The sequence below is a fragment of the Brevibacillus sp. HB1.2 genome (assembly GCF_013332495.1).
Classification (GTDB): domain Bacteria; phylum Bacillota; class Bacilli; order Brevibacillales; family Brevibacillaceae; genus Brevibacillus; species Brevibacillus porteri.
In genome coordinates this window covers 100875-114697 of the sequence record NZ_JABMIU010000012.1, presented here as the reverse complement: position 1 = coordinate 114697, position 13823 = coordinate 100875, and the positions used below count along the sequence as shown (strand labels likewise).

Here is a 13823-nt window from a genome sequence, read left to right as displayed (position 1 = left end):
CCGGAGGGTTGAATATGCATGAGAAGCACGACGTTAGAGAAGCGTATGCAAGACAGTTGTTGGAGCGTTATAGCCAATGGCTCAGCAACATAGAAGAAGTCGAGCTTGGCGAGGTTGAAGCTTTATCGCGTGAGGTAGACAGTATGCTGTCGGAACAGGACAGTGTCTTGCATGCGGAGCTGCTGAAGCAGATTGTGGAGCTGCGAAATAAGGTAACCGAAATGATGTGGATCTCCGAGCACATGAAGATATTACACGACCTCAGCCACATTTTTGCGAAAACGTTTGAGGAAAGCAAAATTTTGTGGAAAGCATTCGAGCTGGTCTCGCGTGTGATGCGAGCAGATGCTTTCTTTATTGCCTTTTATGATGAAGGCGACAGTGAGATCAAAATCCCGATCAGCATCGATGATGGGGTCAATTACGGTCCGCTCACGATTCCCTACGGGCAAGCGATGGTGTCCAAAGTGATTGATACACGGGAAACAATCCACATCAAAACGATGAAAGACGAGCCAAGCGAGCCAGAAATGATCCGTTGGGGAAGTCCGGAAGTTGATACGAATACATGCATTTTCGTTCCACTCATGCTAGGGAATCAGATCAAGGGTGTTGTTTCTGCCCAGTCTTATCGCGAATTCGCCTATAAAAAAGAGCACGAGGAACTACTGAAAATCATTGGTTTTCAGGTAGCAAGTGCTATCGAAACGGCGCGTTTGTATGAGCGAATGTACCAAATGTCGTTTCAGGATGAGCTGACAGGGATTGCGAACTATCGTGCTTTCCATCGTGATTTGGAAAAGTTGCTGAGTGAAGAGGATGCGTCTGTCTCTTTGATTATGCTGGATTCAGACAGCTTAAAAGCGGTGAACGACCATTATGGTCATCATGCAGGGGACGCACTGATTAAGCAAATTGCCGAAGCGATGAAAGAAGTGGCGGGACCAGATGATACTGCCTATCGTTATGCGGGAGACGAGTTCATGCTGCTCTGCCCAGGATCGTCCCTAGAGATAGCGGAGGAAAAAGCGCATGCCATTCGGGAGTATTTGCGCCTGCGCCCCTTAACACAGGACGATTGCTGCATCTTGATTGCGGTCAGTGTCGGCATTGCGCGCTATCCTCAAGACGCAAACACGGCAGATGGCTTGAAGCGGGCAGCAGATGAGGCACTGTACCGCTCCAAGCGCAAAGGAAAAAACTGTACGACCGTGTATGCAGCCGGCTAAGCTTTCTGCCGACGCATGGCAAATAGAAACGTCAAAATTGGCGAGATCCACAGGTAGATGACGTAAGGCAAGTATTCCAGTGTGGATACATGCAAGGTAGCGGTAAAGAATGCACCACTTACCCCCCATGGAATGAGTGGGTTGACGAGTGTCCCGCAGTCTTCTAGAGTACGAGACAGTCGTCTGCCCGCCATTCCGCGAGCTGCGAATGCTTCACGGAACATCTGTCCAGGGAGTAGGATGGACAAATATTGTTCTCCTGTCAGTAGATTCACGAGAATAGAAGAAGATCCGGCAAGTCCGACCATCTCAGCGTCTCGTTTGATTCGATTGATGAATCCGGAAAAGAGTGAATGAAACACACCGCTGTATTGCAGGATGCCCCCTAAAGACAAGGCAATCAAAATCAAGGCGAGGGACCAGGTCATTGACAACAGTCCACCGCGGTCCACAATTGATGCAACGGCTTCATTGGCGATATTGCTGACGAAGCCTTTTTGCATGACAGTCATCCATTCGACGGGAGAGGTAACGCCTTCCGAAAGAGCAGCTGTGACAATCCCGCTCAAAATCCCGAATACCAATGTAGGCAAAATCGGTTTTCGCAGCGCTGAACATAACAGGACGACGAATGCTGGCAGCAACGATAAAAGGCCAAGTGAGAAGTTTTGTTCCAAAGCAAGCTGGATTTCTTGAATGGCGTCTAGGTTAACACTGGCACTTTGTCCTTGAAATCCGAAGAAAATCGCGGTAATGACAAGGGCAGGAACAGCAGTGCGTGACATGAACTTGACGTGCTCCGATAAGGAAACGCCTGCAATGGCTGCTGCAAAGTTGGTTGTGTCAGAGAGCGGCGACATTTTATCCCCGAAGCATGCTCCACAAATAATGGCTCCGGCTGTAATCAATGGATCAAGTCCGAGTGCAGTCGAGACCCCCATCATCGCGACTCCTACCGTACTAATCGTGGTAAAAGAGCTTCCTGTAACGGAAGAAACGATTACTGTCAGAAACAGGGCGGAGAGTGTGAAGTACTCCGGTGAGATGATCGAAATGCCGAGGTGCAGAATCATCGGAACGGTTCCACTCATCATCCATACCCCGATCAAAATTCCGATTAAGGAAAGAATCAGCATGGGGGCGATCGCGGTTTGAATTCCTTTGATCAAGCCCTCCTCCATTTGCTTCCACGGAACGCCGAACAGGAAGAGAAGAGTGGCAGCTCCAATGGTTGCGAGGAAGAGCGGCATATGCGGCTCAACTTTGCCCCAGAAAAGGGCGGGAAACAAGATTCCGAATACGGTGACAAGCACCCAAATACTTTGCGAAAAAGATAATGGCTTGTTCATAATGGCAACTCCTTGTAAATCAGGCTGAAGCAGTGAGAAGGTACATTTTTACTTTCGTACTTTTGTGCTTTCTTGCTTTTTTGCTTTTGTGCGTTCAAGTGTTAGTGGTACTTTATCCTGAATTACTTGTTTCGTCAACGAAATCGGGTGAATTCGGAATCATAAAATAATTCAGGGTAGTGGGGTTTTAGGATCGACCAGGTAACTTTGAATAGCAGGAAGTTATACGGCGAACTCAGAATATACTATTCTTTGCACCATCCATACTCTGTAAAAATATCCCATTTCATACCAAATGTAATTCTTCTGACTCATGTAGAGGATATGAATAGAAAGTTGTGCAAGGAGTGATCAGCGGTGTTTAGGAACAAAGCGCTTACTACCAAGCCGCAAAGCAATCTAGCTAACGGTAAACTTCCCTCAAACAAGGATATCGACTTAAATGAACGTACTCAATTAATCGGTGGCGCTGCACTAACACCGAAAAAGGCACTACAATTGCAAAAGACTTTAGGAAATCGAACTGTCATACAGCTTATGAAAAGTCTGTCTGGCGGAAAAGAAGATAAAGATGAAGACCCGGCTGAATTACCTGCGATGAAATCCGAATCATCTATGGAGGATGACGACATTTATTTTTCAGGGGATGAAATCGAAGAAAGAGATGAAGAAACAACTTTAACAGAGAGAGAAATGATGGAAATCATTCTGAAAGTAGGCAATAAGAATAAGCAAATACTGGACAAAAGTCCGCGTCCAGTTCCAAATGAAGAGGGAGTTTATCATATAGATGATCCATATAAACGTAAAGTATTTGCCAACTGGAGAACCCAAAATTATATAGAGTCAAATAAATTTCAAATAGGACATCAATATTTAAGCATACAAAATGGGAGGGGCAACTTCATAGCCGCTGGGGGAAACCAGCTCCATTCGCAAAAGACAAAGCGGGACGAAAATATGAAGGAGCCGCCAGCTGATTATGATAATTTGATTGAGGGCATGAAGCAAGAAGGAGCTAAAGATCCAGTTGCAATCATGGTCTACAAATTAGCGACAGGAGGAAAAATAACAGGACATGAAAGAGAAGCAGCTGGAGAAACAATAGAGAAAGAGATAAAGGAAGATACGAAACAAGAAGAAGATCGAGTATTTAAAAATGATAGATTATCAGATGCCGAGCTCTCTGTTATTTTGCTTTATTGCTTGAATCATGAGGTTCCCTATATGAAATGGCGTCGAACATACATGACTGAGTCCCTGCAAAAATTTGTGAGTATTACCGGTATCTCAGAGCTTGCTCGAAGTTTTGATGCCGAAAAAGTGGATGAGCATACCAAAAAAACTTCGAAGAGTCCTTACTCAGCGGAAACGTTAATAAAAATGAGCTTGAAGACACTGATACAGAATACAAGCAAACTTTCGGAGAAAGAGCCTCCAGAAAAAGGACCGACGCAGATTACTACACTGAAAGAGTTGTTTTACAATGGGGAAAATAGTATCTTTCTTGGCGCCAAGACAGGTAGAGGAGCTCAGGTTTTGAAGCATCCGCTCGATTCCAATTACGATAAAGAATTGAAACGACAGATGTCGATATTCCCTAAAAATAAGAAGATGTTTAAAGAACTGCTAAACTCAGTAACTAGAGGAAGAAAAACGATCTCCATAGAGGAGATAGAGCAAATTCGTAAGTCGTCTGAAGCTTTGATCGAAGCCGAGTGGACACGTTACTTAGTGGAAGTTGATACTTTGATTAAGGATATCAATGCTGCCCTCGATGATCACAAAGAAATATCAGACGATAACATCTACGATATGGAAAAGATTATTACCGTTTATGAGGGGTACCTGAGTAAAGTTGATAAAAAAATCAAGAGATTAAATATTGAGGTAGATAGATTTCAAAAGGCAGAGACGAAGGATGAAAAAGTAAATAATAAAATAGCTGATGCAACAACTAAAATAGGCCAGTTAAATGCTGTTCATCTAAAACTAAAAAATGTGATTGGGGAAAAGAAAAAAAGAAAATACGTTATGTACCGTAAAAAAACCAGAAGTGGTAGCGCAACTGTAAACAGTGATAGCACACCCAAGAACAGTGATAGCACAACAGAAGAGATCAAAAAAAAGCAAAAGACAAATTAATAATTAGATTGCCTAAACGGCACTGATCAGTCAAGTCCGCTCCTCCTAAGAGGGGCGGACTTTTTTGATGTGCTTCTTTATAATAAGAACTTATTTAAAATAATTATAAAAAGATATTGACTTTCAAATTATATCAAGTACAATGATAATTGTTCCTAGTTGATAATAATTATAATTTGATAATAAAGAAAGGGGGAGCCGTTCATGTATGATGTCATCATCATCGGCGGAGGACCAGCAGGTGCTTCCGCTGCCATTTATACAGCTCGTGGAAATCTAAAGACGCTCGTCATCGATAAGGCACCCGGAACAGGGGCACTTGCCCTGACACATAAAATCGCCAACTACCCAGGGGTGGAAGGCGAGATGACTGGAAAAGAACTGTTGGATAAAATGCGCAGACAAGCGGAGGGCTTCGGTGCAGAATTCATCCAGACTACGATTTCTGCGGTAGATGTAGAGGATGAGGAAAAAAGCATCTTCACGGCGCATGGTACTTTTGAAGCGAAGGCCGTGATCGTAGCGACTGGTTCCAAAGGACGTAATCGTATGCTTCCAGGAGAAGAGCAATTGCTCGGGCGAGGCGTAAGCACTTGCGCGACATGCGACGGAGCTTTTTATGAAGGCAAGCATGTTGCGGTCATCGGTGATACGGAGGAAGCATTGGAAGAAGCGCATGCACTGACCAAATTTACGGAAAAAATCACTTTCTTGGTGCCGCGTGCTGATCTTCAAGGGGTAGAAGAATTACCTGAGCTACCGAACACGGAAATACATTTCCGTACACGCCCGTTGGAAATTGTGGGAGAGAAGTCGGTCGAAGGGTTGCGCATTCGCACAGCAGAAGGAACAGAAGAAATGCTGTCCGTAGATGGAGTATTCGTCTTCCTGTCTGGCAGCAAGCCGGGTACCGATTTCTTGGATGGACAAGTTCCCCTCGATGAGGAAGGATTTATGATGCTAGATGAGTTCATGCAGTCTTCTGTTCCAGGCGTATTTGGAGCGGGTGAAGTGCGCAAAACACCTGTGAAGCAAGCAGTAGTCGCTGCGGCAGACGGTGCTATTGCAGCTATGGCTGTAGACAAATACATCAACAAGCGTTCCAAAGTTGTCCCTCAATATAAATAGAAGAAAAGGAGAGAAACAATCATGGCACAAGCAATCGTATACTCCAGCACGAATTGCAACTTCTGCAAGCAATTGAAGACGTATTTGACAGAACAAAACATTTCTTTCGAAGAGCGAAACATCGATGAAAAAGAAGAGTACGGCCAGGAACTGAGCCGTTTAGGAATGATGTCTGTTCCCTTGACACTCATTGGCGAGAAGCAAATTTTGGGCTTCAACCCGACACGTATCAAAAAAGCACTGACAGCATTGGAAGAGGCTGCGAAGTAATTTTCAACAGAAACCATATAAAAGGAGAGATTTATCATGACAACACAGCAAACGATTCAACTTCAAGTAGGAAAACCAGCACCTGACTTTCACATGCTTACGACCAAAAACCTCGAGACACTGGAAGAACGTGTGTCGCTGGCTGATTACAAAGGAAAATGGCTGATTTTGTTCTTCTGGCCGTTTGACTTCACATTCGTTTGCCCGACAGAGGTAACTTCGTTTAGTGACAACATGGAAGAGTTCGAAGATTTGGATTGCGAAGTGCTGGGCGTATCCACGGATAGCGTACATACGCACCGGGCATGGATCAAAACACCACGAGATGAAAACGGCATCGGTGAAGTAAACTTCCCGCTTGCGAGTGATTTCAAAAAAGAGACAGCACGAGCTTATGGTGTCTTGGACGAAGAGACTGGTGCCGCTCACCGTGGCTTGTTCATCATCGATCCAGACGGCATTCTGCGCTACCAAGTGGTAACTGACATGAACGTAGGCCGCAGCGTTGCAGAGACGACTCGTATTTTGCAAGCCCTGCAAGCTGGCGGTCTGTGCCCGGCGAACTGGAAGCCAGGACAGAAGACGTTGTAATCAAAAAGGAGCCATTGCTTCTATAATAAAGAAGAGGGACAATCCCACCCGTCAATGCAGACGGAGGGATTGTCCTTTTTTTATGAAAGGAACATGTCGAGATGGAGTTAATGTTGACGATTCCATTCCTCTAAAAGCAGTTCGTTGTTGATACTCATTCCAGCCGCAGAGCCTAGAGCAGCGGCAGTAATCACCTGGTACTGTGTAGTTGCTGCATCGCCTGCACTGTAGACACCTGGTACGCTCGTTTTCCCAAAGCTGTCGACGATGACCGTTCCTGCTTCCGTTACCTGGCAACCTAATGCTTTCGGCAAGTCAGATCCAGCTACGAGCTTGGGAGCAAACAAGATCCCCGTGCACGAAATGCTATTGCCATCTGTAAGCTCAACACGCTGCACCATCCCATCGACAGAGTCAATGCATTCAATCGGGGAGTCAAAGACAGGAACGCGATGCTGCAACAGCTCCAACCTTTGTTCTTCTGTGAATTCATCTGGTCCATTCGTGCAAATGGTGTATTGATTAGTCCAACCAGACAGCATTTTTGCCAAATGCAATGCCTTTTCTCCGTTGGCGATCAAGACGAGTGGCTGGTCGCGTAATTCCCATCCATCGCAATATGGGCAGACAAAAGCACTTTTTCCATACACTTCTGCTAATCCGTTAACAGGTAAAGGGAGATCCTTCATTCCCACTGCGAACAGCAGCTTTTTGCTTTGATAAGTCGTTCCCTGTGCAGTCGTAAGGAGAAAGCTACCATCGTGTCCTGTGATCGTTACAGCTGTATCCTCCACGAAATGGACAGAGGGGTAGGCGCTGATTTGCTCCCTTGCAATGTGGCGAAAATCGCTCGGAGTGATGCCGTCTCTCGTAAGAAAGCCATGCGACTCCCGTGTAACGCGATTGCGTGGACGGCCTTCATCGATAACGACCACACTTTTTCTTGCCCTGCCAAGTACGAGAGCGGCACTCATACCTGCTGGTCCGCCGCCAATAATCCCTACATCGATAAGTTTATTCATGCTTAAGTACCACCTTTATAGATCCTTTATATCTATAATAAACAAATCTTTTTAAGAGTCAAGCTGAGAAACACTTTATATTCTTTTTGTAAATAATCCCTTATGTCGACAAAATCTACCGACTTCCAAATAGTAGCAACCTACCATTTTCACAAGCGAAAAGGAAAAAAAAGGAACGAGTAAATGTACCCAGTCGCCAAAAAATGTGGGCCAGAAGACAGGGCGGGTTGCAGGACTTCCCTACAAAAAACGTAGGACGATGGAGCCGAATCTGTCCCAACATTACAATTTCATGACAAATCTGAAAAAGACACAATAGTGAATTTTGTCTATGGGAACGATTTGCTCTCTATGTTTACAATGACTGTGACGTGGCAACATATCGGAGGTTGACGAGGAATGGAGCCAACAAAAAAGAGAAGATGGCGCTGGATGAGCCTGACTATGCTGTTCGTGGTGGGGGTAAGTGCTTTCTGGTGGTTTTGGGCAGCAGATCGTGTCGAAAGTATGGAGACGAATACAGGTGCTCAATTAAAATTTCGCGCGAATGGCGAGCTGTTCGAGGTCTATCAGAATCAGAAATGGCAGCCCTTTTTCGCGAAAGGCGTCAATCTGGGGGCATCGTTACCGGGTCATTATCCGGGTGAGCTTCCCATCACAAGAGAGGATTACATGCGCTGGTTCGCGATGATCGACGAGATGGGAGCGAACGTCATTCGTGTGTATACGATCCATTCTCCTGTCTTTTATGAAGCATTGGTCGATTACAATCGGCAAAAAGAAGGGGACCCTCTCTATTTGATGCAGGGCATTTGGAGTCCAGAAGAGCTGTTGATTGAAAAGAAGGATGCCTATCTACCAGAGATTCGCGAGGAGTTTCGACAGGAAATCAAGGATGCAGTCGGCGCTGTCTACGGAGACATCACTCTGCCGGAAAAACCGGGAAAGGCAAGTGGTACATACCATGCGAATGCAGGCAAATACTTGATCGGCTGGCACACAGGGACCGAGTGGGACCCCGCGATGGTGCAAAACACCAATCGCCTGCATCAAAAAGTTACTCCCTATCAAGGGAAGTACTTCCACGCGAAACCGAATGCAACCGCTTTTGAGACATGGCTTGCTGAAATGGTGGATACCGTCGCAATGGAAGAGAGCAAATACGGTTGGCAGCATCCGATGACCTTCACCAATTGGGTGACCACAGACCCCTTATCGCATCCGGGAGAGCCGATCCATCATGAAGATATGGTCAGTGTCGATCCTACCCATATAGAGCCAACGCAGTGGGAGGCAGGCTACTTCGCTTCCTATCACGTGTACCCGTATTATCCGGATTTCTTCCGCTACGACACTACCCTGCAACAGCTGAAGAACGATGCAGGGCAAATCGATACGTACAAAGCGTATTTGCGACAACTGAAGCAATATCACAAAAACATGCCGATCATGGTGACGGAATTCGGGGTCCCGGCATCGGTAGGAGTCGCCCATCTGGGCAATTTGGGGCGCAATCAAGGTGGTCATTCAGAAAAGCAGCAGGGAGAGGTCGATGTCGAGCTTTTGCAAGAAATTCATCAGGAAGGGTATGCGGGAGCAATCGTATTCGTCTGGCAGGACGAGTGGTTCAAAAAAACGTGGAACACGATGCGGTTTGAGCTGCCCGAAGATCGGCGCTCTCTGTGGATCAACGTGTTGACCAACGAATCTCTGTTTGGAGTTCTCGGCATGTACCCGAACAAAGAAGGCGTGCTGACCATCGATGGGGATCGCACAGACTGGGATCAGCTCGTGCCGGAAGAGAAGCAACGCCTCGATGTGCAAGTCCCAGGCGTCGACGAAATCTGGATGACACATGATGAAGGGTACGTCTATTTCCTTGCCCAATTGAAGGAAGAGTTTGACCCTGCAAAACAACAGCTCTATGTGGGCGTTGATACGATTCCTGGCGGGAACAAGCGAGCTGCTCAGCTTCCCGGCCTGACGCTGGATGAGGGGCTAGAGACGTTGATCGCGTTGGGAAAAGCAGACGAGAGCCAGATTCAAATCGCTGCCAATTACGACTTTCACGCACGCTTATACGGAAAACGCTACGGCATGCTTGCGGTCAAGGAAGAGGAGAAAAAAGACAATTCCGGGATTTTCAAGCCGTGGAAGCTGGCCGTTAGCCTGGAGATGGAGCCGCCAGACAGCAAGAAGTACTATCCGATGGAGGAAGTCGATGTCGGCAAGCTGATCCGGGGAACGACAAATCCCCAAGACCCTCAGTACGACTCACGAACCGCGTGGCAAGCGAAGGGCAAAGTGGTAGAGCTGAGAGTACCGTGGATGCTGCTTGGATTTACAGACCCGAGCTCCTTGTCCGTTATGAGCTATGAAGAAGATGGCAAAAGCTTCACGACGAAGAAGACAAAAGGCATTCGCATCCTGCCGCTCCTGGTGGATACAGCGACCAAACAAATCGTCGGGCAAAACGATTATGCAGTGACGAAGCTCCCGATGTATACATGGCAAGGCTGGGAGCAGGTCGGCTATCACGAACGCAAAAAACAGAGCTATTCCATACTAAAAAAAGCATTCCATGAGATTGAGGCTCCGGTGATGCTGGAGACTCAGCCTTGATTGGATAGGAGAGTGGCAAACGTGCAAACACCATTGGCGACGGCAATTGTTTTTCTGTACGCGCTATGTGGATTGACAGTACTAGGCTTGATTGTCTTGTTCGCACTGAAGCTACGCAACATTTCGGTGGAGAAACAGACCATGCGTTGTCTGGAAAAATATCGCGACTATTTCGTTTACCTGCAAGCACACGGAGAAGAAGAGGAGCGCTTGCAAGTGCCTTATGGCGTAGTAACGCAAAAAGAAAAGCAAATCATTCAGAAAAAGCTGTTTGAGCTGATGGAGCGGGTCACAGGCATACATCGGGACAAGCTGATCTGGCTCTGCGAGGATATGGGACTCGTAGAGCTGGACATGCAAAGACTAAATGGCAGGTGGAAATGGACGAGAGTGGATGCCGCTTACAATTTGGGGATCATGCGCTCCAAGCTCGCCGTGCCTGCCCTCTTAACCTTCCTGCAAAAAAACACGAATGACACCAGTGTTTTTATCATTGCGCGCTCCGTCGCCAAATGTGCACGCAACACAGAAGATTTGCGGGAAATGGTGACCCATGTCGTCGGAGCGAAGAAAAATGTCCACCAGCTTATCGTGGACATCATCAGTGATTCGCAGGTGGATACGGCACCGCTTTTTGCACAGTTTTTACAAGAATCCGATGCTGAACTGGTCCAAATCGGACTGATTGGATACACCGTTCATGTCCAGCCCAGCATTGAGCCTGCCCTATACCAGCTCATTCAATCACCTGACAAGGAAGTCCGAATTAAGGCAGTCAAGCTCATGTGTCGGGATATCCGCTATATGAATGAGCAGACAGTCACTGACTTTATGAATCACAAAGATTGGGAAATTCGCGCAATGGCAGCGAAGGCAATTGGCTCACTGAAATTGCTTTCGTACATTCCCTTGCTGAAAAAGGCGGTGGGCGATGCGAACTGGTGGGTTCGTCATCACAGTGCACGCAGTCTGGCACAGCTAGAGGTCGAAGGCTTTGCGGCCCTTTGTGAAATTTTGCAGGAAGAGAGAAACGGTCATAAGAGCGAGATGGCTCATCAAGTGATCCAGGAGGAGCTGGAAAAAGAGAAGCTGGTTTTACAGGGTGCGACAGCGACAGAGAAGCTCGTGCAATACAACGAAAAGCTGCATTTGTACCGCAAGTCGTATCGCAAAACGATCTCCACGGTTCATGCATTGGAAAGATAGAGCGAAAGGAGGCTGTCATGAGAGATTTTCTACTTTACTACGGAGTATTTGCGGTCTATTACGTCATCGCGATCAACTCTTTGTACTTCATCATCATGCTGTTCTCGTTCAAGAGCATCATGGGAATCTTAAAAAGCTCCATCTATTCGAGATTCCAGACACTTTCAGGCTCTGAGCACGTTCCGCCGATTTCGATTCTCGTGCCGGCTTACAATGAGGAACTGACGATTATTGAAAATGTAAGGTCGCTCTTATCCTTGAACTATCCACGCTACGAGGTACTCGTAGTCAACGATGGATCAAAGGATGCTACCTTGCAAGTAATGATTAACGAGTTTTCAATGGTTTACTCCGAGCACATGCCGGTACAGCCGCTTCTTCATACGTCGAAGATCAGGGGAATCTACCACAATCCGGCTTTTCCGAATCTGTATTTGATCGACAAAGAGAACGGAGGAAAAGCTGACTCGCTCAATGCGGGGATCAATCTCTCCCACTATCCGTTGATCGCTTCCATTGATGCAGATTCCTTGCTGGAAAAAGACGCGCTGATTCGCATTGCGAAGGTGTATATGGAAAACCCGGATGAAACAGTTGCCATCGGCGGAGATATCCGCATTGCCAACGGCTGCAAGATCGAAGACGGTGTCGTGAAGGACATTCGTTTGCCAGACAAGTTTTTGCCGATGATGCAATCCGTCGAATACCTCAAGGCGTTTCTCGGTGGACGGATCGGCTGGAGCGCGATCAACGGATTGATTATCGTCTCAGGCGCGTTCGGTGTTTTTCGCAAGGATTACATCATCAAGGTAGGCGGCTATCGCGAGGGGTATCCGGGTGAAGACATGAACATCATCATCAAGCTACACAAGTACATGCTGGAAAATAAGCTGCCGTACCGCGTGGCATTTTGCCCCGATGCGGTCTGCTGGACACAAGCGCCGGATACACTCAAAATTTTGGGCAGTCAACGGCGCAGATGGGGACGCGGCAATCTGAAAAACATGATTGAGTACGGCAGATACATGGCGTTTCGCCCCAAGTACAAGCTATTCGGGATGCTCACGCTACCGTTCAATATCTTGTTTGAAACCTTGAATCCGTATTTTCGCATCACGGGTCTATTGGCCCTCATCGGTTATACCATGCTGGATATGACCAACGGCTACGTCCTCTTAATCTACGGCTTGCTCAATGTGCTGTATGGCATGCTGCTTGGCATTGGCTCCTTATTGCTGGAGGAAATCGCGTTTCGACGGTATCCGCGTTTTCGAGACATCGTCAAAATGCTTTTCTATACGATTCTGATGTTCTTCGGCTATCGGCAAATCGGCGTCATCTGGAGATTCCTCGGTCATATTGAATATTTGCGCAACAACAACTCGTGGGGAACGATGACGCGGACGAGCTGGCAGACGAAGGGCAGCGAAAACATTTCAAGTTTGGAGGCTAGATCATGAGTAATCTCGTACCTGTTTTTTACGAGCATCTGAGCAAGATGGAAGAGAAACAATTGGCGTGTGGGGTTATTCTGGCGGCTTGCAAAACCCTCACCAAAGAGTCAATGGAGCTGATCAAGCAAGACCTGGGCACTCGTTCAGGAGACGGCTCCGAGATTGCTTTGCACTACGCGTATGACAAAAACAAGCAGCTCTTCGGAATACTGCTTGAGGGACAGAAGCTCTCGAACACCCATTTCTATGCTTTGCGTGTAAAAGACTATTTGCAAGAGCACAAACTGCTTGCGGGCAGCCTCTTGATTGCGAGTTTTCCCGAAAGCTCGCGCTCGTCCGGTCAAATGCTGATGCGGATGATCCAAGAGATGAAAGAGCCAGGCGCTCATGGGGAGATCAAGATTTATGAGCAGAATCCCGCGCAAAAAGAGGAGCCGGCAAGTATTTTACTGGTTAACCATGATGAGACTGTCAACGAGTTTTTGAGCATCTACTTTCAGCGCAAAGGGTATCTCGTTACGGTAGCCAATGACGGGATGGACGGCATGGAAAAATATCAGGAGGTCGCCCCTGATCTTGTGATTACCGACCTGAATCTCCCTATCCTCAATGGATACCAGCTCATGGAAAAAATCAAGCATATCAGCGCTTCCATGAGCAAGATTATGGTGCTCACAGACAAACGTCTGGAAGAAGATGTGCAGAAATCATTTGCGATGGGAGCATCTGACTACATTACGAAGCCATTCTCCCCGGTAGAACTGGAAGCCAGGGTGAAAAGGCTGATATAAATTCTAGAAAGAGAAA

11 protein-coding genes are annotated in these 13823 nt (G+C 46.9%); 9 read left to right on the top strand and 2 right to left on the bottom strand.

Translation table 11 applies throughout. The features are described 5' to 3' along the window. Positions 1–14: 14 nt before the first annotated feature. Positions 15–1229: a sensor domain-containing diguanylate cyclase gene (locus HPY28_RS23035; protein WP_174231482.1), complete on the top strand. Its 1215-nt coding sequence runs from the start codon at positions 15–17 to the stop codon at positions 1227–1229. Here HPY28_RS23035 and nhaC read toward each other — a convergent pair. Continuing rightward, the gene (nhaC, locus tag HPY28_RS23030; RefSeq protein WP_174231481.1) at positions 1226–2578 is read right to left on the bottom strand and encodes a Na+/H+ antiporter NhaC; all 1353 of its coding nucleotides are present in this window, start codon (positions 2576–2578) and stop codon (positions 1226–1228) included. The genes HPY28_RS23035 and nhaC overlap by 4 nt on opposite strands. 357 nt (positions 2579–2935) lie before the next feature. Here nhaC and HPY28_RS23025 point away from each other — a divergent pair, with 357 nt between their 5' ends. The 4 genes from HPY28_RS23025 to HPY28_RS23010 all read left to right on the top strand — a co-directional run bounded on the left by HPY28_RS23025 (position 2936) and on the right by HPY28_RS23010 (position 6712). After that, on the top strand, positions 2936–4723 hold the full coding sequence (locus tag HPY28_RS23025) for a hypothetical protein (RefSeq protein ID WP_174231480.1): 1788 nt from the start codon (positions 2936–2938) through the stop codon (positions 4721–4723). A gap of 204 nt (positions 4724–4927) precedes the next feature. Further along, a complete protein-coding gene (locus HPY28_RS23020; RefSeq protein ID WP_017250718.1) occupies positions 4928–5851 on the top strand; it encodes an NAD(P)/FAD-dependent oxidoreductase in 924 nt (307 codons plus the stop codon). Positions 5852–5872: 21 nt separating this feature from the next. Then, complete coding sequence (locus tag HPY28_RS23015) at positions 5873–6121, top strand: glutaredoxin family protein (RefSeq protein WP_017250719.1); 249 nt, start codon at positions 5873–5875, stop codon at positions 6119–6121. Between the two features lie 36 nt (positions 6122–6157). Beyond that, the gene (locus HPY28_RS23010; RefSeq protein WP_017250720.1) at positions 6158–6712 is read left to right on the top strand and encodes a peroxiredoxin; all 555 of its coding nucleotides are present in this window, start codon (positions 6158–6160) and stop codon (positions 6710–6712) included. A gap of 107 nt (positions 6713–6819) precedes the next feature. Here the strand turns inward: HPY28_RS23010 and HPY28_RS23005 are convergent, their stop codons facing one another. After that, the gene (locus tag HPY28_RS23005) at positions 6820–7734 is read right to left on the bottom strand and encodes an NAD(P)/FAD-dependent oxidoreductase (protein ID WP_174231479.1); all 915 of its coding nucleotides are present in this window, start codon (positions 7732–7734) and stop codon (positions 6820–6822) included. A gap of 399 nt (positions 7735–8133) precedes the next feature. On the opposite strand from HPY28_RS23005, the gene HPY28_RS23000 reads away from it, so the two are divergent. Genes HPY28_RS23000 through HPY28_RS22985 form a run of 4 tightly spaced genes read left to right on the top strand, consistent with a single transcriptional unit; the run spans position 8134 to position 13807 of the window. Then, positions 8134–10356, top strand: coding sequence for a hypothetical protein (locus HPY28_RS23000; RefSeq protein ID WP_174231478.1), 2223 nt, complete (start codon positions 8134–8136; stop codon positions 10354–10356). Between the two features lie 21 nt (positions 10357–10377). Then, a complete protein-coding gene (locus tag HPY28_RS22995) occupies positions 10378–11562 on the top strand; it encodes a HEAT repeat domain-containing protein (protein ID WP_173623117.1) in 1185 nt (394 codons plus the stop codon). 17 nt (positions 11563–11579) lie between these two features. Then, a complete protein-coding gene (locus HPY28_RS22990) occupies positions 11580–13022 on the top strand; it encodes a glycosyltransferase family 2 protein (protein WP_174225425.1) in 1443 nt (480 codons plus the stop codon). Further along, on the top strand, positions 13019–13807 hold the full coding sequence (locus HPY28_RS22985) for a response regulator transcription factor (RefSeq protein ID WP_174231477.1): 789 nt from the start codon (positions 13019–13021) through the stop codon (positions 13805–13807). Before HPY28_RS22990 ends, HPY28_RS22985 begins: the two co-directional genes overlap by 4 nt. Positions 13808–13823: the final 16 nt, after the last annotated feature.